Raw genomic sequence first — 22871 nt, 5'->3', positions numbered from 1 at the left:
GGCCTGGAATGGAGATAACGTCTGCCCCCCCGCATTCGATGACAGTGCCCACCAGACTGGCGCACAATCCTCTCGTCTCTCTTTCCCTTATTCTGCAACGTCCGCACCCGGCAGGCCCTTCTTCCGCAGCACTCCATGGCGAAATTCAACGACATCCAACTCCTGCGCATCAACTACCTGCGCGGCCCCAATATCTGGACTTACCGTCCTGCGCTTGAAGTCTGGCTGGACCTCGGGGCTCTCGAAAACCATCCTTCGCACCAGATTCCAGGGTTCAATGAACGGCTGACAGCCTGGCTGCCTGCACTGATCGAACACCACTGCGGTGTGGGCGAACGGGGCGGTTTCATGCAACGCCTGCAGGAAGGCACCTGGTGCGGTCATGTACTGGAGCACATCGTCATCGAACTGCTCAATCTGTCGGGCATGCCCACGGGCTTCGGACAGACGCGCAGCACCTCGGTGCACGGCGTATATCGCATGGTTTTTCGGGCACGCGACGAGCAGGTGGCGCGCATGGCGCTGGAGCAGGGCCACCGCCTGATCATGGCGGCCATCAACGACGAACCATTCGATGTGCCAGCCGCCGTGGCCAAGGTCCGCACCGAGGTCGATGACTGTTACCTGGGCCCCAGCACCGCCTGCATCGTGACCGCCGCCACCGACCGCGGAATCCCGCACATCCGCCTGAATGACGGCAACCTGGTGCAGTTGGGTTACGGCGCCAGCCAACGCCGCATCTGGACGGCCGAAAGCGAATTCACCAGCGCCATTGCCGAGGGCATCGCCTCGGACAAGGACCTGACCAAGTCCCTGCTGAAATCCTGCGGCGTACCCATTCCCGAAGGCCAGGTGGTACACAGCCCCGAAGAAGCCTGGGAAGCAGCGCAGGACATCGGCCTGCCCGTGGTCGTCAAGCCTTCGGATGGCAACCACGGCCGGGGCGTGACACTGGACCTGCGCAAGAGGGAAGACATCGAGGCCGCCTTCCATGTGGCTTACCCCGAAGGCAGTGACGTGATGGTCGAGCGCTTCATCCTTGGCGATGAGCACCGCCTGCTGGTGGTCAATGGCAAGGTAGTAGCCGCCGCACGGGGCGAAGTGGTGGGCATCACCGGCAATGGCCGCTCCACCGTGGCTGAGCTGATCGACAGCCAGCTCAACTCTGATCCGCGCCGGGGTTACGAAGAAGAGTACCCCTTAGAGATCATCGATGCCAACACCAACGTGGCCGTGCAGCTGGAACTCAAACGCCAGGACCTCGATGCCCAGGCCGTGCCGACAGCGGGACGCCAGGTGGTGGTGCAGCGCAACGGCAACGTGGCGGTGGACTGTACCGACGAAGTGCACCCTGAAGTGGCCTACATCGCAGGCCTTGCAGCCCGCGTCGTAGGCCTGGACATCGCCGGCATCGACATGGTCGCGCAAAACATCGCGCGCCCCTTGCACAGCCAAGGCGGCGCCATTGTCGAAGTGAACGCAGGCCCCGGACTGCTGATGCACCTCAAGCCCGCCGTGGGCGCGCCCCGCCCTGTGGGCCAGGCCATCGTGGAACACCTCTTCCCTGCAGAAGAGCAGGCTGGCGAGGCAGGCCGCATCCCCGTCGTGGGCGTGGCCGGCACCCGTGACAGCGCAACGATTGCACGCCTGGTAGCCTGGCTGCTGCACCTGAGCGGCAGACACACGGGCGTCGCCTGCCGCGATGGCCTTTTCCTAGACCGCCGCCGCGTGGAGGCCGCCGACAGCGCCCACTGGGAAGCCGCACACCGCCTGCTGATGAACAAGACCGTGCAGGCCGTGGTGATCGAAAACGATGCCCGCACCATCTTGCGTGACGGCCTGGCCTACGACCGTTGCCAAGTGGGCGTGGTGACCGACATGGACGGCATGGAAACGCTGGCCGAGTTCGACGTGCACGCGCAAGAGCAGATGACCCGGGTGCTGCGCACCCAGGTCGATGTGGTGCTCGCAGGCGGCGCGGCTGTGCTGCATGCCGCCATTGCCCAAGTGGCCGAACTGGCACCCCTGTGCGACGGTAGCGTGGTGTTGTACGCCCAGGATCCCGGCCTTGCCACCGTTGCGCAGCACCGCGCCGAGAACAACGGCCGCGCCGTAGTGCTCAAGAACGGCCGCGTGGTGCTCGCCACGGGCAATGCAGAACACGTGCTGGGCGCCCTGAGCGATCTGACCTTTGGCCGCAATGCGGTGGTGCCCGATACCGACGCCCTGTTGGCCGCCGTAGCCACAGCCTGGGCGCTGGACATTGCCCCCGACCTGATCGGCGCGGGCATCAAGACCTTCGAGCCTGAGCTGAACGCCCAGGAAATCCTCCGCACCTGAACACCGCCCCGGCCCTTTCCTCCGGCAGATTTCTGAAAGAACGACCCCATGGATGTCACCCGCATCAGGGCCCTGCGCGGCCCCAACCTCTGGAGCCGCAACCTGGCCATCGAGGCCGTGGTTTCCTGTGCCGAATCCGAACGCGCCATGGCGCAGATCGAAGGCTTTGAAACCCGCCTGCGTGCACTCTTCCCGGCCATCGGTGCACTGCACCCCGAAGGGGGCGACACCGACCTGTCCCTGGCCCATGTGTTGCAAACCGCCGCGCTGGCTCTGCAGGCGCAGGCGGGCTGCCCCGTCACCTTTGCCCGGACCACGGCCACCGTCGATCCTGGCGTCTACCAGGTGGTGGTGGAATACAGCGAAGAATGCGTGGGCCGCCAGGCCTTTGCCGACGCGCAGCAGCTGATTGAAGCCGCCCTGAACCATGGCCATTTCGACGCCGAAGCGGCCATTGCCCATTTGCGCGAGCTGGACGAAGACGAGCGCCTGGGCCCCAGCACCGGAGCCATCGTCGAGGCAGCGGTGGCGCGCGGCATTCCGTACCGGCGCCTGACCCAGGGCAGCCTGGTGCAATTTGGCTGGGGCTCCCGGCAGCGCCGCATCCAGGCCGCCGAGATCGACTCGACCAGCGCTGTAGCCGAATCGATTGGCCAGGACAAAGACCTCACCAAACGCCTGCTGCACGCCGCTGGCGTGCCCGTGCCATTGGGCCAGCCGGTGGAATCGGTCGACGAGGCCTGGGCCGTGGCCCAGAAAGTGGGCTTGCCCGTGGTGGTCAAACCCCAGGACGGCAACCAGGGCAAGGGCGTCACGGTCAATATTTCCGACTTCGCACAGCTGGAAGAGGCTTATCGCAACGCCGTGGAATATGGCACGGTCATGGTCGAACGCTTCCTGCCAGGCCAGGACTACCGCCTGCTGGTGGTGGGCGACCAACTGGTCGCAGCCGCGCGCCGCGAGCCACCGCAGGTGCTGGGCGACGGCGAGCGCACCGTGCACGAGCTGGTGGACATCGTCAACCAGGACCCGCGCCGCGGCGAGGGCCATGCCACATCGCTCACCAAGATCCGGCTCGACGACATTGCGCTGGCCCGCCTCACGCAGCAAGGCCTGACGCCCGATTCCGTGCCCGAAAAAGGCCAGCGCGTAGTGCTGCGCAACAACGCCAACCTGTCCACCGGCGGCACCGCCACCGACGTGACCGACGACGTACACCCCGAGGTGGCCGCGCGCGCCGTGGCTGCGGCCCAGATGGTGGGCCTGCACATCTGCGGTGTGGACATGGTGGCCGAGACCGTGCTGCGCCCGCTCGAAGAGCAGGGCGGCGGTTTTGTCGAAGTGAACGCCGCGCCCGGACTGCGCATGCACCTTGCACCGTCCTATGGCAAGCCCCGCGCCATTGGCCAGGCCATCGTGGACCGCCTTTATGCCCCTGGCCAGGACGGGCGTATTCCCGTAGTGGCCGTCACCGGCACCAACGGCAAAACCACAACCGCCCGCCTGATTGCCCACCTGTTCGCAGCCCAGGGCCTGCGCGTGGGCATGACCAATACCGACGGCGTCTATGTGAACGGCCGCCAAATCGACAGCGGCGACTGCTCGGGCCCCAAGAGCGCTCGCAACGTGCTGCTGCACCCCGACGTGGACGCCGCCGTCTTCGAGACGGCCCGCGGCGGCATTTTGCGCGAGGGGCTGGGTTTTGACCGCTGCCAGGTGGCCGTGGTGACCAACATCGGCGCCGGCGACCACCTGGGGCTGAACTACATCACCACAGTGGAAGACCTGGCGGTGCTCAAGCGCGTGATCGTGCAGAACGTCGACCCGGCGGGCTACGCGGTGCTCAATGCCACCGACCCCATCGTGGCGGCCATGGTGAGTGCGTGCCCCGGCAAGACCATCTTTTTCGCCAGCGACCGCCACCACCCCGTGATGGCCACGCACCGCGCCCAGGGCCACCGCACGGTGTATGTCGATGGCGACTCCATCGTCGCTTCTGAGGGCTCGTGGCGCGAGATCATCCACCTGCGCGACGTCCCCATCACGCGCAACGGCAAGATTGGCTTCCAGGTCGAGAACGTCATGGCCTCCGTCGCAGCAGCCTGGGGCGTCGGGCTGCCCTGGCAGACCATTCGCCGCGGCCTCTCGGGTTTTGTCAACGACAGCGACAACGCGCCTGGCCGCTTCAACATCATGGACTACCGCGGCGCCACGGTGATTGCCGACTATGGCCACAACCCCGACGCCATGCGCGCCCTGGTGGCCGCCGTCAACGCCCTGCCTGCCCAGCGGCGCAGCGTGGTCATCAGCGGTGCGGGCGACCGGCGCGACGAGGATATCCGCGAGCAAACGGTCATTCTGGGCGCGGCATTTGACGATGTGATCCTGTACCAGGACGCCGCCCAGCGCGGCCGGGCCGACGGCGAAGTCATGGCCCTGCTGCGACAGGGCCTGGCCGGGGCCGCTCGCACCAGCCACGTGGAGGAAATCCGCGGCGAGTTCATCGCCATCGACACCGCCCTCGCGCGCCTGCAGCCCGGAGACCTGTGCCTGGTGCTGGTCGACCAGGTGGAAGAAGCGCTGGCCCATCTTGCCCAGCGCTGCGCCGAGGCCTGAGCGCCCTACGGTACGTAAAAAGAGCCCTGCACCACGCAAAAAGGCCCCGCCGCTCGATGCGCCGGGGCCTTTTTATTTGATACATTGCTATTACTAAAATAGCTTACAGCGCTTGCTCCATAAGCGCTAAAGCCCTATTTTGCTTGAAATTTATTTCATCGAAATAGTGGTATTCAGCCCCTCGGAAGCGCTGCCATCCTCAAACCAGCGCGCCGTCACCGTCTTGGTCTGTGTCCAGAACTGCACGGCCTGCTTGCCGTTGGGGCCCAAATCGCCCATTTTGGAAGCACGCGACCCGGTGAAGCTGAAATAGGCCACCGGCACCGGGATCGGCACGTTGATGCCGACCTGGCCGACGTTGATGTCGTGCTGGTACTTGCGCGCCGCCCAGCCACTGGAAGTAAAGATGGAGGTGCCATTGCCGTTCGGGTTGGCATTGATCAGGGCAATGGCCTCTTCCAGCGTCTCGACGCACACCACATTCAGCACCGGACCAAAAATCTCCTGCTGGTAAATGTCCATTTCGACTTTGACGTCGGAAAAAATCGTCGGTCCCACGAAGTTGCCGCTCTCATAGCCTGGCACCGTGCACTGGCGGCCATCGAGCAGCAGGCGCGCACCCTGCTCCACGCCCGAGTCAATCAAACGCAGCACGCGCTGGCGCGCATGGGGGTTGACCAGCGGCCCCAGATCCGCCTGGCGGTCGCTTCCCGGGCCGACCTTGAGCGCTCCGGCGCGCTCGGTCACCTCGGGCAACCAATCGCGCGCAGCGCCCACCAGCACGGCCACCGAATTGGCCATGCAACGCTGGCCGGCAGCGCCAAAGGCCGAACCCAGCAGGTTGTTGATGGCCTGCTCCTTGTGCGCGTCCGGCATGACGACGCAGTGGTTTTTCGCGCCCATCATCGACTGCACACGCTTGCCGGCATCTGAAGCGCGGCGGTAGATGTGCTGGCCGACATGGGTCGAACCGATGAACGACAGCGCGGCAATGTCCGGATGGTCGCAAATCATGTCCGCCACCTGCGCGCCGCCATGCACCACGTTGAGCACGCCGGGCGGAATGCCCGCTTCGTGCGCCAGCTCCACCAGGCGCATGGTCGAGCTGGGGTCTTGCTCGGACGGTTTGAGCACAAAAGTATTGCCGCAGGCAATGGCCATCGGGAACATGAAGCACGGCAGCATGACCGGAAAGTTGAACGCCGTGATGCCAGCGCCCACGCCAATCGGCTGGAGCAGGTTGTACACATCCACACCCGTAGCGGCGTTTTCTGCGATCTCGCCCAGTTGCAAGGTGGTGATGGAGCAGGCGTGCTCAATCACTTCCAGGCCGCGTGCCACCTCGCCCTCGGCGTCGGGCAAGGTCTTGCCATGCTCCAGGGTGATGAGCTGCGCCAGCTCGGGCAAGTGCTCGCGCACCAGGTGCTGCAGCTTGAGCATGATGCGCATGCGCGCGCCCAGCGACGTGGAACGCCAGGTCTGGAACGCCTCGCGGGCACTGGCTACGGCCAGGTTGACCTCTTCAGGTGTGGCAAAGGGCACGCGCGCCACCACTTCTTGGGTAGCCGGGTTGGTGACATTACGCCACTCAGTGCTTTTCGACGGGTAGGCTTTGCCGCCGATGAAGTGGTGGATGGTGGCGGGGGTGGAGGCAGGGGTGTTCATGGCAATCTATCGTGAAAAACAGGCAGGGAGGCGCCACCCTTGCGCACGCATGCCGCACGCCAGGGAGTCGTGGTGGCACCACCAACACGGCGCCAGGGGAAGGCCGGGCCTTACTTCTTGACCAGCGGGCAGGTCGAATCGGCCAGGGGTTTAAAAGCGATTTGCGCAGGCACGGTGCTGACCGTGTTGTAGTAGTCCCACGCGCCCTTGGACTCGGAAGGCTTCTTCACCTGGAAGAGGTACATGTCATGCACCACGCGGCCATCAGGGCGAATACTGGCGTTGCGCATGATGGGGTCCTGGATCGGCAAGTCGCGCATCTTTTGCGCCACGGCCTTCCAGTCATCGGTCTTGGCCGCCGCCACCGACTTCAGGTAATGCAGCACGCTCGAATACACGCCCGCCTGCACCATGGTGGGCTTGTAGCCTTTGTGCAGTTTTTCAAAACGTGCGGCGAAGGCGCGGGTTTTGTCGTCCATATCCCAGTAAAAGCCCTCGGAGAACAGCAGGCCCTGCGCCTGGTTCAGACCCAAAGAGTGCACGTCCGTCAGGAACATCAGCAGCGCAGCAACCCGCTGGTCCTTGCCGTCCACGCCAAACTCCCGTGCCGCCTTGATGGCATTGACCGTGTCCTGCGCGCCGTTGGCCAGGCCAATGACCTGGGCCTTGGAGTTTTGCGCCTGCAGCATGAAGGACGAAAAATCGCTCGCATTAAGCGGATGGCGCACGCTGCCCAATACCGTACCGCCCTGGGCCTTGACCACGTCCGAGGCGTCTTTTTCCAGCGAGTGGCCAAAAGCGTAGTCGACGGTGAGGAAGTACCACGATTTGAAGCCCGCCTGCGTGAGCGCCGCTGCCGCACCCGAAGCCGACGAATAGGTATCAAACATCCAGTGGAAACCGTTGGTTGCGCAATCCTCATTGGTCAGCCGCGTGGTGGCGGGGCCGCTGTAGAGCGCAATGCCGCCTTTTTCCTTGATCAGCTTCTGGATTGCCAGGGCGCCTGCCGAATTGGTCAGGTCGGCCAGGGCATCGACCTTGTCGCGGTCCATCCACTCGCGCGCCCGGGTAGCGGCGATGTCGGCCTTGTTCTGGTGGTCGGCACTCACCACCTCGATCTTCATGTCCTTGCATTCAGCCTTGAGGCAGTCCTCGACCGCCATGCGCGCTGCCACTACCGAGCCTGCACCGCCCATGCCCGAATAAGGTCCGGCCATGTCAGTCAAAACACCAATCTTGACCACGCCATCCGAGATTTGCGCCTGTGCACCGGCGCAAAGGGCCAACACCCCCACCGCAACCGAATTTCTGATGAATGTCTGCATATTTGTCTCCTTGTTTTGTACGGCCTGAACCTGCAGTCTGTGGACTACGGATTCACTCTATCATTGTGTTTATGCATTCGGATATAGCACTTATGAATTCATAGAATGCAAATTTGCACCACCACAGCGACCCCATGACCGGACTCCATCCATGACACAAGCGGGCATCAACTGGGACAACCTGCGTCTCTTTCTGGCGGTGGTGCGCGCCCAATCGGCCCAGGAAGCCGCGCGGCGCCTGGACGTAGACCACTCCACCGTGACGCGCCGCCTGCACCGCCTGGAAAAAGAACTGGGCACCCAACTGTTCGAGCGCACTCCGGCCGGGCACGTCATGACCGCTGCCGGCCATCGGCTGCTGGAACATGTGGAACGCATCGAGAGCACGGTCGCCCTGCTGGACGAAGACATCGGCGACGACAGCCAGATGCTGACAGGCCATGTGCGCCTGGGTGCGACGGAAGGTTTTGGCAGTTTTTTTCTGGCGCCCCATCTGAGCCATTTTTGTGACCGCCACCCCGCCATCACGGTCGAGTTGCTGGTGGTGCCCCGGTTCATCAACCTGTCGCAGCGCGAGGCCGATCTGGCCATCAACATCGAGCGCCCGCGCAGCAGCACCCAGGTCACCAGCAAACTGTCGCAGTATCGGCTGCAGCTTTACGCCTGCAGGCGCTACCTGGCCCGTCATCCAGGCATCCATTGCGTCGCCGATCTGGCCGAGCATCGCCTGTTTGGCTATGTCGACGAACTCTCGTTCAGCCCCGAGTTGCGCTACCTCGAAACCATCGCACCGCACGCCCACACCCCGCTGCGCAGCACCAGCATCGTGGCCCAATACAACGCCGTGCGCGAAGGCCAGGGCCTGGCGGTGCTGCCATGCTTTCTGGCCGCACAATGCCCCGACCTGGTGCCCGTTCTGCCGGCAGACATCGACATCATTCGCACCTTCTGGATCGCAGCGCCCAGCGAGCGGCGCGAACTGGCCCGCGTGCGCGCACTGTGGGACTATTTGCGCGAGGCCACCCAGCGCAACCAGGCTTTTCTCATGGGAGAAACCCACACCATGCAGCGCATGGACTGAGACAATGAGGGCACCGCACCAGAGACCCCTCCTCCATCCCTGCAACGCCGCCACACGCCCATGAAAACATCCCTCTCACGCTTTCGCCCTTCCATTCGCCGCCCTGCACGGCACCTTTGGCTGGGGCTTGCCATGGCCTGCTGCAGCGTCGCCGCGCTGGCTTCGTCCGGCGAGAAAATCGGCACGGTGGACACCGCCTTCCAGTGGCTCGGCCGCGACCACGACATCATCGTGGAAGCCTATGACGACCCCGGCGTACAGGGCGTGACCTGCTATGTCTCGCGGGCACGCATCGGCGGCATCAAAGGCACGCTGGGCCTGGCCGAAGACCGCGCTGAAGCCTCCATTGCCTGCCGTCAGGTGGGCCCGCTCAGTTTTCCGGGGCCACTCAAAAAGCAGGAAGAAGTGTTCAGCGAACGCATGTCCATCCTGTTCAAGCGCCTGCGCATCGTGCGCATGGTGGATCCGGCACGCAATGTGCTGGTCTATCTGACGTATTCGGAAAAGCTCATCGACGGCTCGCCCCAGAACAGCGTGACGGCGGTGCCGGTGGACCGGGCCTTGGCCATCCCGCTGAAATAATAGTAAAAATGGCTATAACGCTTACATATAAAGCGTTAGAAGCTATGTTTTAAATAGCAATCCGTCATTCTGCCGCAACAATCTGCCGCAGCGCCTGCTCGAACACTTCGACCGGCTGGCCACCCTGAAGGAGGTGGCGGTCGTTGATGACGATGGCGGGCACCGAGTGAATGCCTTGCTGCTGATAGAACTGCTCCCGCTCACGGACTTCATCAGAAAAGCGGCCGGACGCCAGCAGTGAGCGCGCTTCGTCCTCGTTCAGTCCCACCCCACCCGCAACACGCACCAGCAGGTCGTGGTTGCTCGGGTCTTGCCCATCGGTGAAATAGGCCTTGAACAAGGCCTGCTTGAGCGCAAGCTGACACCCCTGCAGCTCTGCCCAGTGCAGCAGGCGGTGTGCATCAAAGGTGTTGTAGATGCGGCCACGGGCGCCGGGGGTAAAGGTAAAACCCAGTTCCGCGCCGCGCGCAGCAATGGCCGCGCGGGTAGCTTCTCGCTGCTCGGCCGAGGCGCCGTATTTTTCCTGCAGATGCTCGCCAATGTCCTGCCCTTGCGGCCCCATCTGCGGGTTGAGTTCAAACGGCTGGAAATGCAGGTCCAGCGTTACTTCGTCCTTCAGCCGATCTGCCGCCTGCTGCAAGGCCCGCAGGCCAATGACGCACCAGGGGCACGATACATCGGACACAAAGTCAATCTTCAAGGTCTTGGTCATGGCAGCCCACGGCAATGGTTTTGGGCCTGCCATGGTAGGGCGAACGCAATGCCCTTGCCCTCCAAACGCCTTGTACCGATACCAGGATGCCAGCTGCCACGCGCCCCTCGATTTCAAGATTTTGATTGTGTCGAATACTGGAACAGTTAGTTTGTGACTTGATAGTTTTTCTTTGGCCTAGATGGGATTAAAGTTCACCCATCGATGAGACGCAGCCCACCAGAGCCCCTCACCGACCCGGATCAGCACCGCCTCAAGGTTGCGGACCCGGCTCCCTGAAATAACTTTGACCCAAGGACTTCACCATGACCGCATCCCGCATCCTCTCCATCGCCGCTGTTACTGCTTTTGCCTCGTTCGGCGCCCAAGCGAATAACCTCTACGGCACCCAGTTCGAAGCCGGCTTCCAATCGACCCGCGCCCGCTCTGCGGTGCAGGCCGAGGCCGTGCAGGCGGTGTCGCAGTTCAAGAACTTCGAAGTGGCCGATCGCCAGGGAGATACCCCATCGGCCGTGACCCGCGCCGCCATCCGCGCTGAAGCCGTGACCGCCGCCCGCGCTGGCCAGATCGCCACCGGCAACCGCAGCTGATTGATTCCCTCTCCTGCAAAGCCCTTGCAGGAGCACTCACAACCAAACCTGTTTCTCCCAAGGACACCATCATGAACACCGCTCGCATTCTCTCTATCGCCGCCGTAGCCGCTTTCGCCTCGATCGGCGCACAAGCTGTTGAACTCAATGGCAACCTGTACGGCACCAATTTCGAAGCCAACTTCCAGTCCACCCGCAGCAGCGCCGATGTGCGCGCCGAAGGTGTCAAGGCTTTGCCCAGCTTCAAGAACTTCGCCGTGGCCACCCCGGCAGCCTCTTCGGCGCTGGACCGCGCTACGGTGCGCGCCGAAGCCGTGACGGCCGCCCGCGCGGGCCACATCGCCATCGGCAATCGCAGCTGATCACGCTGCACCCGGCAGCACCCCGCCCGCAGGACGCAAGCCCTGCGGGTTTTTTTGTGGGCGCGCACTCTGGCATGCCCTGCGGCTGCATGCCAGAATCGGCCATGCCCACGCACCAGGATCCTGCCGACGCCTTGCGGCCGTCCGCCGAACCGGCCGACAGCGCCATGACGACCTTGTACCGGGCGGCACTCGGCCCGATCGGGACGGAACGCTATCTGCCCCGTTTCGCCCATTTCGATCGCCTGGGCCGCACGCGCCCTGGCTGGAATACCGGCGCCAGCTTGTGTACCTTGAGCTGGATGGCGCTGCGCCACTTATGGGGGCCTGCCCTGATGTATGTGGCGGCCGCTGAAGGGCTGGCCCTGCTGGTCTTTGGCGTGGGCCGTGCCCAGCTGCAATGGCCCGATGCCGTGCACTGGGGGTTGATGACGGTCTTTGGCCTGCTGGCTTTTGTCCTGCCCGGCCTCTATGGTGACGCCATCTTGCACACCGAAATCCGCAAGCGCATTGCCCGCGCCCTGGCGGCCACCCGCACCATTCCCGAGGCCTGTGCCCAGCTGGAACGCCAGGCGGGGAGCTTCAAGCGCCTGTCCGGCCTGGCTGCGCTCAACCTGTTGTTACTGGCCGCCGCCCTGGCCGCTTACTGGGTTTTGCCCCCGGGCGACACGCCAGACACATTGGCGTCCAACGAAGCGATGACTCCGCTCGTCGTGACGACTCCCGCTTCGCAGGCAGCGCCGGTGGCCTTGCCCGCTTCAGCCCCACTGGTGGCCGACGACAACAATACACCGGAGCCCACACCCCCGGCACCCAGCAGCAGCGAAGCTCCTGCTCCTGCTCCTGCTCCTGCTCCTGCTCCTGCTCCTGCTCCTGCTCCTGCTCCTGCTCCTGCTCCTGCTCCTGCTCCTGCTCCTGCTCCCGTAGCCGTGGTGCCCACGCCTACACCCGCCAGCGCCGCTGAGGCTATCCAACCACCACCTGCGACTCCCGCCACCTCCCCGTCGGCAGCCCCACTCCTGCCCAAATCGGGGGCGGTTAGCAGCACAAAGCAGCGCCCGCCCGCCCGCAAGAACAACCCTGCGGCCGCCGTGGCGCCACAGGCATCCACACCTGCCAGCGCGCCCTTTCCCGTCGTTGGCAGCACGCCGGGTTACTACATCAACGTAGGGCTTTTTGCCGAAGAAGCCAATGCCCGCAAAACCCAGGCACGTCTGCTCAACGAGGGCTTGCCGGCGTTTCGTCAGCTTCTGGAAACCGCCAAAGGCTCGCGCATCCGGGTGCGCGTTGGCCCTTACGCCTCCGCCAAGGAAGCCGGTGCGGCGGCCACCCGCATACGGGGCCTGCAACTCGAAGCCGTCGTGTTCAAGCAGTAAGAGGCGTTTCTTGGCGGGCTTGAAATGCCCCTGCTCCGTATTCCTACGGTATAGGCAGAAACGGCGTTGCTGTTTATGGTCGAGGGCATGGCAAACGCACAGGCCGTTTGCCGAACACTGAAAGCCCCATGAACCTTATCCACCTGCTGCTGCGGCATGCCCGCCTGTCACCCGACCGCCCCGCCCTCTTCCTTGGCAACGCGCCATGGGCGACCTACGGCGCGTGGGCAGCGCGCAGCGCCGCACTGGCGCAGCATCTGCGCGCTGCCGGTTTACAGCCAGGGGACCGTGTGCTGCTCTTCATGCGCAACCATCCCCGCTACCTGGAGGTGCTGTGCGCTGCCTGGTGGGCCGGCCTGGTGGTGGTGCCCGTCAACGCCAAACTGCACCCCAGAGAGGTGGAATGGATCGTCGAGGACGCCCAGGCCCGCTGGGGATTCACCACCAGTGATGTCGCTCCTGGCGTACTCGCAGGATTGGAACAACAGATCGATATCGAGTCCGAAAGGGCCAACGCCCTGCTGACGCCCCTGCAAGACCTGGAGGCCGCGCCCACCACCGAACGCGCACCCGACGACGTGGCCTGGCTGTTCTACACCAGCGGCACCACAGGCCGCCCCAAGGGCGTGATGCTGACGCACCGCAACCTCATGACCATGGGGTTAACCTATTTCGTGGATGTGGACCCCGTAGCCGCCCAGGACACCATCGTCTATGCCGCGCCCATGTCGCATGGTGCCGGGCTGTACGCCATTCCCCACCTGATGGCCGGGGCGCGCCATGTGGTGCCAGCGTCGGGCGGCGTAGACCCTGCGGAGCTGTTTGCACTGGGCTGGCAAATGGGGGCTCTGTCCACCTTCGCCGCACCCACCATCGTCAAGCGCCTGGTAGACCATGCCGAAGAAGCCGGTATCCCCGTGGTCAATTGCGCGCGCGCCTTCAAAACCATTGTGTATGGCGGCGCACCCATGTATGTGGCCGATATCGAGCGTGCCCTGCAGGTCATGGGGCCGCGCTTTGTGCAGATCTATGGCCAGGGCGAAACACCCATGGTGGCCACGGCCCTTGCGCGCGCGCAGCTGGCCGACACAGGACACCCGCGCTATCAGGAGCGCATTGCCTCGGTCGGCGTGGCCCAGACGCCTGTCCGGGTGCGGGTAGCCAACGCGCAGGGCGAGGTACTGCCTGTGGGCGAAGTGGGTGAAGTCCTGGTACAGGGCGACAGTGTGATGGCCGGCTACTGGCGCAACCCCGAAGCGACGGCCGCAGCCTTGCGCGGCGGATGGCTATGGACGGGCGATGTGGGCAGCCTGGACAAAGACGGCTTCCTCACCTTGAAGGACCGCAGCAAGGACCTGATCATCAGTGGCGGCTCCAACATCTATCCGCGCGAAGTGGAGGAAGTGCTGCTGACCGCCCCCGGCGTGGCCGAGGTGGCTGTGGTGGGCGCCCCCGACGCGGAGTGGGGCGAAATTGTGGTGGCTTTCGTCGTGGCGCAGGACGGGGCAAAAGTGGTGCACGCCGAACTCGATCAACATTGCCTGGAAAGGATAGCCCGCTTCAAGCGACCCAAGCGCTACATCACGGTGAGCGCCCTGCCCCGCAACAACTATGGGAAGGTACTCAAAACAGTCCTGCGCGAACAGATTTGAGAACCCTGGCGGCCAACTTCACTCAGAGCGCAGCCGCTGCAGCAACCCCGCGGTAGATGCATCCAGCCCTTCCACATTCCCGGTGGCCAGGCGCTGCTCCAGGTCCCGGGCCAGCACCTTGCCCAGCTCCACGCCCCACTGGTCAAAGCTGTTGATGCCCCAAAGGCTGCCGCTCACGAACACACGATGCTCCTGCAATGCGATCAACGCGCCCAACGATGCCGGTGTGAGCGCCTCCAGCAGCAAGAAACTGCTGGGCCGGTTGCCGGGAAAATGCCGATGCCCGCACTCGCTGGCACGCCCCTCCATCAAGGCTTGGGGCTGCGCCAGGGCGTTGGCGAGCAGCATGCTGTGGTGCCCCGCCAATGAATGCGCGCAGCGGCGCACGGCCACAATCTCCAGCGGCAGGACATCACTGCCCTGGTGCAGCATCTGGAAAAACGCATGCTGGCCATTGCTGCCTGGTTCGCCCCAGAGCACGGGCGATGTCGCCATGGGCAGCAGGCGCCCTTGCCGATCCACCTGCTTGCCATTGCTTTCCATCTCCAGTTGCTGCAGATAGGCGGGCAGCCGCCGCAAGTAGGCATGGTAGGGCGCGATGCAACGGCTGTCGAAGCCGTGGAAGTTGCGGTACCAGACGTCGAGCAAACCCAGGCGCACGGGCAGGTTGCGGGCCAATGGCGCGGTGCGAAAGTGCTCGTCCATGGCATGTGCACCTGCCAACAGCTCGCGAAAACCCTCGGCCCCCACGGCAATCGCCACAGGTAAACCGATGGCAGACCACAGCGAGTAGCGCCCGCCCACCCAATCCCAGAACCCGAATGTGGTGGTGATGCCCAGCTCGCGCGCGGCATCCACATTGGTAGTGAGTGCGGCAAAGTGCCGCGCCACATCGCGCCCGCCCTGCGCATGGAACCAGGCCAGCGCCGACCGGGCGTTGGTCATGGTTTCCACGGTGGTGAATGTTTTGGAGGCTACCAGGAACAGCGTGCGACTGGGCTGCAAGGACTGGAGCGCGGCATGCAGTTCATGCCCATCGATGTTGGAGACAAAGTGCAAGCGCTTGCCTTGCGCACGATAAGCCTCCAGCGCCTGCACCGCCATGTGCGGGCCCAGATCCGAGCCGCCGATGCCGATATTCACCACATCGGTGATGCCCTCGTCGGCGCGCACCGCCTCGGCATAGGCCAGCATGGCATCGAGCGTGGCGTGCACCTGCACCAGACCGCCTGCCACTTCCGGCCGATCACCCGGCAAGGCCAGCCCCCGGGGGCGGCGCAATAAAGTGTGCAGCACCGCCCGCTGCTCCGTGCTGTTGATCGGATCGCCACGCAGCATGGCATCGCGGCGCGCCTCCAGCCCACAGTGCGCGGCCATGTCTAGCAGCAAAGACTCGGTCTGCCGATCCCAGAGGTTTTTTGACAAGTCCGCAAAAACATGGGGCGCCGTCTGGCTGAAATGCGCAAAGCGCTGGGCATCCGCGGCAAAGGCCTGGCGCATGTCCAGCATGCGGCCCTCGTTTTCATACAAGGCGCGCAGGCGAAGCCATTGTGGGGATTCGTCGCAACGGATAGGCTGGTTCATGGGGTGCAAAGTCTAAACCCAGACGGCGCCATCCGATTTCGCAATCGCGCGACCCAACATCCTTTTACAACGCGCCCCAAGGGTGGCAAAAGAACGATCAGCGCTTGCGCACCACCACACTGCCGACCGAATAGCCGGCGCCAAAGGAGCAAATCACCCCCAGGTCGCCCGCAGCCAAGTCGGCCCGGTGGCGGTGGAAGGCGATGATGGAACCCGCTGAGGCGGTGTTGGCGAACTCGTCCAGGATCAGCGGCGCGACATCGGCGTCGGGCTGCGTTCCCAGCATCTTGCGCACGATCAGGTCATTCATGCTCTGGTTGGCCTGGTGCAGCCAGAAGCGGCGCACTGCCGCTGGCGATTGCTGCAGTGCGGCCAGGTGCGACTCGATATGCGCCGCCGCCATGGGTACGACTTCCTTGAACACCTTGCGGCCTTCCTGGCGGAAGGTTTTGTCGCGGGCGTTGGGGTCGCTGTCTTCGCTGCGGTTCAAAAACCCGAAATTGTTGCGGATATTGTTGGAGAACTGGGTGACAAGGCGCGTGCCCAGCACTTCCCACTGGTCAGCCGATGGGGCGTCGTCAGCCCGCTCGACGATGACGGCGGTGCAGACGTCGCCAAAAATGAAATGGCAGTCGCGGTCGCGCCAGGCATGGTGGCCCGAGGTGATTTCAGGACTCACTACCAGCACGCAGCGCGCGCTGCCGGTGCGCACGGCATTGACCGCCTGCTCGATGGCAAAGGTGGCCGAAGAACAGGCCACGTTCATGTCGAACCCATAGCCGCCAGCCCCCAGGGCCTGCTGGATCTCCACAGCCATGGCCGGGTAGGCGCGCTGCATGTTGGATGCGGCGCACAGCACAGCATCGATCTGATCCCCCGTACGGCCCGCCGCCGCCAGCGCCTTTTGCGCGGCATCCACGCCGATCTCGGCCATCAGCGAGAGCTGGTCGTCAGGGCGCTCAGACAAACGCGGGCACATGCGTGCCGGGTCCATCAAACCGCTTTTCTCGATCACGTAGCGCTGCTGGATGCCCGAGGCCTTTTCGATGAACTCGACGCTCGAATACGGCAGGGCCGGGCGCGCCCCCGCAGCGATTTCGCCGGCATGGAGCGTGTTTTGCTCGTCCACGTAGCGGTTGAAAACATCCACCAGTTCGGCATTGCTGATGGTGTACGGGGGCTGGTAAAGACCTGTGCCGCTAATAACAACTGAATGCATAGAAATCAAATCCTGCGCCCTGAACTGCCAAGGCGGTTTCGGAGTGTAACGAGGAGGCCGTCAAGCGGCCCGGATCAAATGCTCCAGCTTGACCGCATCAGCCGCGAAGGCACGGATGCCTTCCGCGAGTTTCTCGGTCGCCATGGCGTCCTCGTTGAGGGCGTACCGAAAGCCTGCTTCATCGTATTGCACGGCTGGCAAATCCATGGTGCGCGCGGCCTGGGCGTCCAGCGCACGCTGCAGGGGTGCCTCTGTGGCGGCCAGCTGCGCCAGCAGATCGGGGGCAATGGTGAGCAGGTCGCACCCGGCCAGCGCGGTGATCTGGCCCACATTGCGAAAGCTCGCGCCCATCACCTCGGTGGCGATGCCGAAATGCTTGTAGTGGTTGAAAATCTTGTGCACCGACTGCACGCCGGGGTCGTTGGCACCGGCCCTGTCGGCTTCCACCCACTGCGCACCGGCCTGTTTCTTGTGCCAGTCGTAAATGCGCCCGACAAACGGCGAGATCAGCTGCACCCGCGCCTGCCCGCAGGCCACGGCCTGGGCAAACGAGAACAACAATGTGAGGTTGGTGTGGATGCCTTTGCTCTCGAGCTTGCGTGCCGCCTCTATGCCCTCCCAGGTGGCGGCGATCTTGATGAGTACGCGGTCGATATGGATGCCTTCGGCCTGGTACAGCTCGATGATGCGCTCGGCCCGCGTGATGGTGGCGCTGGTGTCAAAGCTCAGGCGGGCATCCACCTCGGTGGACACGCGGCCCGGAATGGTGGCCAGGATTTCGCAGCCAAAGCGCACCAGCAGGCGGTCAATCACCTCATCCATCGTGCGGTCCTTCCAGCGGGCCACTGTATCCTTGAGCAGCGGTGCGTATTCTGGCTTTTGCACCGCCTTGAGGATCAGGGACGGGTTGGTGGTGGCGTCCTGGGGCTGGAACTGGGCCAGCTGCTTGAAGTCGCCGGTATCGGCCACCACGGTCGTGAACTGTTTGAGTGCGTCGAGCTGGTTCATGCAAATCCTCATGGGTCAGTCTGGCGGGCCCACAGACGGCGCGCCCAACCCCGAGTGTATGCGTCCGCCAGGGGCTGAAACTGCGTTACATTCTGCCCCACCGCACCCAACCCCGCCGCACACACCATGCTCGATCGCATCACGGCCTCCCTGCCCTCCCTCGCCCCGGCAGAGCAGCGCGTGGGGCGCCTCGTGTTGCAGGATGCGCGCGCCTTTGCCCGCCTGCCCGTGCGCGAACTGGCTGAGCGCGCCCATGTGAGCAAACCGACGGTGGTGCGCTTTTGCCGCAGCATGGGTTACGACGGTCTGGCCGACTTCAAGCTCAAACTCGCGGGCAGCGTGAGCGAGGGCGTGCCCTTCATCCACCGCAGCGTAGACGCCGATGACAAGACCAGCGATGTGCTGGTGAAGGTGGTGGACAACGCCGTGGCCGCCTTCCTGCAGTACCGCAATGCCGCCAGCACGGTGGCCATTGAACGGGCCGCCGACGCAATTACCGCCACCTGGAAGATGGGGCGGCGCATCGAGTTCTATGGGGCGGGCAATTCGGGCATCGTGGCGCAGGATGCGCAGCATAAATTCTTCCGCCTGGGGGTCACGTCCATTGCCACCAGCGACGGCCACATGCAGGTGATGAGCGCCACGCTGCTGGGGCCGGGCGACTGCCTGGTGATCATCTCCAACTCGGGCCGCACGCGCGATCTGATGGACGCTGCCGACATTGCGCGCAAGAACGGGGCCACAACAATAGCCATCACGGCCAGCGGCTCGCCCCTGGCCAGCACCTGCCCCATCCACCTCGCCGCCGACCACCCCGAGGGCTACGACCGCTACAGCCCCATGGTCTCGCGCCTGCTGCACCTGCTCATCATCGACGTGCTGGCGACCTGCGTGGCGCTGCGCATTGGCAGCCCGCTGCAGCCCATCCTGCAGCAGATGAAGGACAACCTGCGCGCCAAGCGCTACACTTGATTTGCTACAAAAAATAGAGCTATCAGCGTTTATTGAATAAAGATTTCAGAGCAAAAACACTCTGAAACATCCAATCAACAAGCGCTAGCAGCTCACTTTTTTGACATCAACGCCCGTAGGTCGATGTGAACGTGGCCTTGCCCAGACTGTTGGCATTGACCATGAAACCGGCCAGCGCTGCCGAGGCATCGTCGGGAATCTCCAGCCGGCCCACGCCCAGGGCATGCACGGTGAAGATGTAGCGGTGGGGCTTGTCGCCCGGGGGCGGGCACATGCCGCCCCAGGCAAAGGCGCCGTAGTCGTTGCGCACCTGGCGCGCCCCTGCGGGCAGCCCGGCGCCGCCCTTGGCACCGGCGTTGGGCGCAAGCGCCACCGTGTCCGCCGGAAGGTCCACCACAAACCAATGCCACCAGCCCGACCCGCTGGGCGCGTCGGGGTCATACACCGTCAGCGCAAAGCTCTTGGTGCCTTCGGGCGCGCCGCTCCAGTGCAGGGCGGGCGACTCGTTGCGGCCCGAGCAACCAAATCCATCAAACTCAAAGTGCTGCGGTACCGTGCCTCCGCTGGCAATGTCGGGGCTGGTCAGGGTGAATGCAGTCATGGGCCATCTCCTGGGTTGTAAAAAATCAACAAGAAAAACACCTCTAGCGCTTTACTGGCAAGCGCTAGCAGCTATTTTTTTCATAGTCATTCATTCAAATCCTGCCTTCTTCCACCGCATGGCAGGCAATGCGGATGCCGCCCAGGTTCAAGAGCTGCGGGCGTTCGCTGCGGCAGCGGTCGTTGGCATGGGGGCAGCGCGGGTTGAAGGCACAGCCCGGCGGCGGGCTGAGCGGATTGGGCACCTCGCCCTGCACAGGGGTGCGCGCCTTGCCCGTGTCGTGCATCTTGGGGATGGCATCGAGCAGCATGCGCGTGTAGGGGTGGCGCGGGGTGTCGAACAGGGTGTGCTTGTCGGCCAGCTCCACCAGGCGGCCCAGGTACATCACGCCCACCTGGTCGCTCACGTGGCGCACCACGGCGAGGTTGTGGCTGATGAACAGGTAGGTGAGCTGCCGCTCGCGCTGCAGGTCTTTCATGATATTGAGCACCTGGGCCTGCACCGACACGTCGAGCGCGCTGGTCGGCTCGTCGCACACCAGAAACTCGGGCTCGGTGGCCAGGGCGCGCGCGATGGAAATGCGCTGGCGCTGCCCGCCCGAAAACTGGTGCGGGTACTTCACCATGTCGAGCGGCGACAGGCCCACGGACTGGAGCAACTCGCCCACGCGTGCTTTCAGCTCGGCCTTGTCGGTGATCAGGCCATGCTCCTTGAGCGGCTCGCCCACGATGTCTTCCACCAGCCAGCGCGGATTCAGGCTGGCGTACGGGTCCTGGAAGATCATCTGGATGCGCCGGCGCATGGCCTTGGCATTGGCGCCCTTGAAGGCGGCATGCGCGTCCTGGCCATCAAAAGTGAGGCCGCCGCGCGTGGGCTCGTACAAGCCCACGAGCAGGCGCGCCACCGTGCTTTTGCCGCAGCCCGACTCGCCCACCAGGGCCAGGGTTTTGCCTTTTTCGATCTCGAAGTCCACACCATCGACCGCGTGCAGCAGCGTGCGCGGCTTGCGCTCGATCACGCGGTTGAGCCAGGGTGCCGATACGTCGAAGGTCATGGCCAGATCGTGCGCCTGCACGAGGGCCTTGCCGCGCACAGGTGCTGCGGCGCTCATACGGCCACCTCGGTCGGTGCGTGGGCATGCAGCCAGCAGGCCGAGCGGGTACTACCGGCCTCCATCAGGTCGGGGCGCTCACGCAGGCAGCGGTCAAACGCGCTGGCGCAACGCGGGTGGTAGGCGCACCCGGCAGGAATGGCATTGAGGCGCGGCATGGCTCCGTCGATCTGGTTCAGGCGCTCGCGGTCTTGCTCCATATCGGGAATGGAAGCCATGAGACCGCTGGTGTAGGGGTGCGAGGGCTGGTTGATAACGTCATGCACCGGTCCAATCTCGGCGATGCGCCCGGCATACAGCACGGCCACGCGGTCGCAGGTTTCGGCAATCACGCCCATGTCGTGCGTGATCAGCATCACCGCGGCGCCCCGCGATTTGCAGATGTTCTTGAGCAGCTGGATGATCTGCGCCTGGATGGAGACATCCAGCGCCGTCGTCGGCTCGTCGGCCACGATCAGCTTGGGCTCGGCCGCCAGCGCCAGGGCAATCACCACGCGCTGGCGCATGCCACCCGAGAACTGGTGCGGAAAATGGTCTACCCGCTGCTCGGCGGCCGGAATACCCGTGTCCTGCAGCAGCTGGATGGCCCGCTGGCGCGCCTCGGCCGGGCTGACCGGCAGGTGCGCCAGAATGGTTTCGGTCAGCTGGCGGCCCACGGTATAGAGCGGGTTCAGCGAGGTCAGCGGGTCCTGAAAAATGGCGCCAATCTGCCGCCCCCGGATGTGGCGCATCTCCTCATGCCCCAGATGATCGATGCGCTGGCCCTCCAGCAAAATCTGGCCCGAGGCCACGCGGCCCGGAGGCTCGAGCAGGCCGATGATGGCCGCACCCGTGAGCGATTTGCCCGCGCCGGACTCACCCACCACGCCCAGGATTTCGCCGGGTGCGATGGAAAAAGAAATATCGTCCAGGGCGCGCAGGGTACCGCGACGGCCCGGAAACTCGACCACGAGGTTTTTGACTTCCAAGAGAGACATATCAGTGATTCACAGTTCTGTGCGCTGCACACAGTCAATTGAATAGGCATGACCCAGGCCAGCGACCGCCGCGCAAGGGCCGCCCCGCCGCGCTGGCGGTGTCCCCCTTCCCGGCGAAGCCGAGAGAAGGGGGATGCGGCGCAAGCCGCTCAGAGGGTTGTTCTCCATTTCTTCAGCGCAACCGGGGGTTGAGCGCATCGCGCAGCCAGTCGCCCAGCAGGTTCACCGACAGGGCAATCAGCACCAGCATGGCGCTGGGGAAGACGGTGATCCACCACTCGCCCGAGAACAGGTAGTCGTTGCCAATGCGGATCAGCGTGCCCAGCGAGGGCGATGTGGGCGGCGCGCCCACCCCCAGAAAGGACAGCGTGGCCTCGGTGATGATGGCCGTAGCGACCTGGATGGTGGCCAACACCATCACCGGGCCCATCACATTGGGCAGCACATGCTTGCGCATGATGCGCAGGGAGGAAACCCCGGTCACACGCGCGGCCTGCACGTATTCCTTGTTGCGCTCCACCAGCGTGGAGCCGCGCACGGTGCGTGCGTACTGCACCCAACCGGTGAGCGAAATGGACAGGATGAGCACGCCAAAGGCCAGCGATTCGTGCGCATGCGGGAACAGCGCCCGGCCTACGCCGGCAATCAGCAGGGCTACCAGGATGGCGGGGAAGGACAGCATCACATCGCACAAGCGCATGAGCACGGCGTCGATCCAGCCGCCGCGAAACCCTGCCAGCAACCCGAGCGCCACACCCACCACCACAGACAGAACCACCGAAGCGATACCCACGATCAGCGAGATGCGTGCGCCGTAGATCAGCGCCGAGAGAATGTCGCGCCCCTGGTCATCCGTGCCCAGGAGGTACTTGGATGTGCCCTCGGCACTCCAGGCTGGCGGCAGCCGGGCATCGCTCAGTTCCAACGTGGCCAGGTCAAAGGGGTTGTGTGGGGCCACCCAGCCGGCAAAGACCGAGCAGAACAGGCAGACCAGCGCGATCGCTGCAGCCAGCATGGCCACGGGCGATGTGCGGAAGCTGTAGCCCACATCGCTGTCCAACCAGCGTGCAAGAGTTGTTTTCATTGTGTGAATACCAG

Annotated in this window: 19 protein-coding genes; 9 read left to right on the top strand and 10 right to left on the bottom strand. The window is 64.2% G+C overall.

All coding sequences use genetic code 11. The features are described from left to right. Window positions 1-135 precede the first annotated feature (135 nt). A complete protein-coding gene (locus ACYVOC_RS05255) occupies window positions 136-2340 on the top strand; it encodes a cyanophycin synthetase (RefSeq protein WP_461161081.1) in 2205 nt (734 codons plus the stop codon). Window positions 2341-2388: 48 nt separating this feature from the next. Continuing rightward, entirely contained in the window at window positions 2389-4956 is a 2568-nt protein-coding gene (gene cphA, locus ACYVOC_RS05250; protein ID WP_461161080.1) for a cyanophycin synthetase, read from the top strand. Between the two features lie 150 nt (window positions 4957-5106). Here cphA and ACYVOC_RS05245 read toward each other — a convergent pair whose 3' ends face one another. Further along, window positions 5107-6621, bottom strand: a complete 1515-nt coding sequence (locus ACYVOC_RS05245; RefSeq protein ID WP_116002849.1) for a CoA-acylating methylmalonate-semialdehyde dehydrogenase — start codon at window positions 6619-6621, stop codon at window positions 5107-5109. A gap of 110 nt (window positions 6622-6731) precedes the next feature. After that, complete coding sequence (locus ACYVOC_RS05240; protein WP_116002847.1) at window positions 6732-7946, bottom strand: ABC transporter substrate-binding protein; 1215 nt, start codon at window positions 7944-7946, stop codon at window positions 6732-6734. A 151-nt stretch (window positions 7947-8097) separates the two neighbouring features. Here ACYVOC_RS05240 and ACYVOC_RS05235 point away from each other — a divergent pair, with 151 nt between their 5' ends. Beyond that, a complete protein-coding gene (locus ACYVOC_RS05235; protein WP_116002845.1) occupies window positions 8098-9027 on the top strand; it encodes a LysR family transcriptional regulator in 930 nt (309 codons plus the stop codon). Window positions 9028-9159: 132 nt separating this feature from the next. Further along, a complete protein-coding gene (locus tag ACYVOC_RS05230) occupies window positions 9160-9609 on the top strand; it encodes a CreA family protein (protein ID WP_116002844.1) in 450 nt (149 codons plus the stop codon). A gap of 64 nt (window positions 9610-9673) precedes the next feature. Here the strand turns inward: ACYVOC_RS05230 and ACYVOC_RS05225 are convergent, their stop codons facing one another. Then, window positions 9674-10321: a DsbA family oxidoreductase gene (locus tag ACYVOC_RS05225; protein ID WP_116002842.1), complete on the bottom strand. Its 648-nt coding sequence runs from the start codon at window positions 10319-10321 to the stop codon at window positions 9674-9676. A gap of 305 nt (window positions 10322-10626) precedes the next feature. Between ACYVOC_RS05225 and ACYVOC_RS05220 the strand changes: the two genes are divergently transcribed. From ACYVOC_RS05220 to ACYVOC_RS05205, 4 genes are all read left to right on the top strand, one after another. Continuing rightward, window positions 10627-10911: a DUF4148 domain-containing protein gene (locus tag ACYVOC_RS05220; protein WP_116002840.1), complete on the top strand. Its 285-nt coding sequence runs from the start codon at window positions 10627-10629 to the stop codon at window positions 10909-10911. Between the two features lie 71 nt (window positions 10912-10982). Further along, complete coding sequence (locus ACYVOC_RS05215; protein WP_461161079.1) at window positions 10983-11273, top strand: DUF4148 domain-containing protein; 291 nt, start codon at window positions 10983-10985, stop codon at window positions 11271-11273. A gap of 104 nt (window positions 11274-11377) precedes the next feature. Further along, window positions 11378-12649, top strand: coding sequence for an SPOR domain-containing protein (locus ACYVOC_RS05210; protein ID WP_461161078.1), 1272 nt, complete (start codon window positions 11378-11380; stop codon window positions 12647-12649). A 128-nt stretch (window positions 12650-12777) separates the two neighbouring features. Next, entirely contained in the window at window positions 12778-14301 is a 1524-nt protein-coding gene (locus ACYVOC_RS05205) for an AMP-binding protein (RefSeq protein ID WP_461161077.1), read from the top strand. An 18-nt stretch (window positions 14302-14319) separates the two neighbouring features. On the opposite strand, the gene pgi is transcribed toward ACYVOC_RS05205, so the two are convergent. From pgi to tal, 3 genes are all read right to left on the bottom strand, one after another. Next, a complete protein-coding gene (pgi, locus tag ACYVOC_RS05200; RefSeq protein WP_461161076.1) occupies window positions 14320-15885 on the bottom strand; it encodes a glucose-6-phosphate isomerase in 1566 nt (521 codons plus the stop codon). Window positions 15886-15982: 97 nt separating this feature from the next. After that, on the bottom strand, window positions 15983-17104 hold the full coding sequence (locus ACYVOC_RS05195) for a beta-ketoacyl-ACP synthase III (RefSeq protein WP_116002834.1): 1122 nt from the start codon (window positions 17102-17104) through the stop codon (window positions 15983-15985). A 60-nt stretch (window positions 17105-17164) separates the two neighbouring features. Continuing rightward, window positions 17165-18112, bottom strand: coding sequence for a transaldolase (gene tal, locus ACYVOC_RS05190; protein ID WP_461161075.1), 948 nt, complete (start codon window positions 18110-18112; stop codon window positions 17165-17167). Between the two features lie 126 nt (window positions 18113-18238). Between tal and ACYVOC_RS05185 the strand changes: the two genes are divergently transcribed. Further along, window positions 18239-19084 carry a MurR/RpiR family transcriptional regulator gene (locus ACYVOC_RS05185; protein ID WP_116002830.1) on the top strand — a complete coding sequence of 282 codons (846 nt, stop codon included), beginning with the start codon at window positions 18239-18241 and terminating at the stop codon, window positions 19082-19084. A gap of 106 nt (window positions 19085-19190) precedes the next feature. Here the strand turns inward: ACYVOC_RS05185 and ACYVOC_RS05180 are convergent, their stop codons facing one another. The 4 genes from ACYVOC_RS05180 to ACYVOC_RS05165 all read right to left on the bottom strand — a co-directional run bounded on the left by ACYVOC_RS05180 (window position 19191) and on the right by ACYVOC_RS05165 (window position 22857). Next, window positions 19191-19685 (bottom strand): YbhB/YbcL family Raf kinase inhibitor-like protein, encoded by a 495-nt coding sequence (locus ACYVOC_RS05180; protein WP_461161074.1) that lies wholly within the window; start codon window positions 19683-19685, stop codon window positions 19191-19193. 94 nt (window positions 19686-19779) lie between these two features. After that, on the bottom strand, window positions 19780-20796 hold the full coding sequence (locus tag ACYVOC_RS05175; RefSeq protein ID WP_116002826.1) for an ABC transporter ATP-binding protein: 1017 nt from the start codon (window positions 20794-20796) through the stop codon (window positions 19780-19782). Further along, complete coding sequence (locus ACYVOC_RS05170; RefSeq protein ID WP_116002824.1) at window positions 20793-21773, bottom strand: ABC transporter ATP-binding protein; 981 nt, start codon at window positions 21771-21773, stop codon at window positions 20793-20795. The genes ACYVOC_RS05175 and ACYVOC_RS05170 overlap by 4 nt, the downstream gene beginning before the upstream one ends. Before the next feature lie 172 nt (window positions 21774-21945). After that, the gene (locus ACYVOC_RS05165) at window positions 21946-22857 is read right to left on the bottom strand and encodes an ABC transporter permease (RefSeq protein WP_116002823.1); all 912 of its coding nucleotides are present in this window, start codon (window positions 22855-22857) and stop codon (window positions 21946-21948) included. Between the last annotated feature and the right edge of the window lie 14 nt (window positions 22858-22871).

The organism is Simplicispira piscis (assembly GCF_054783455.1).
This window is presented reverse-complemented; position numbering and strand designations above follow the sequence as displayed.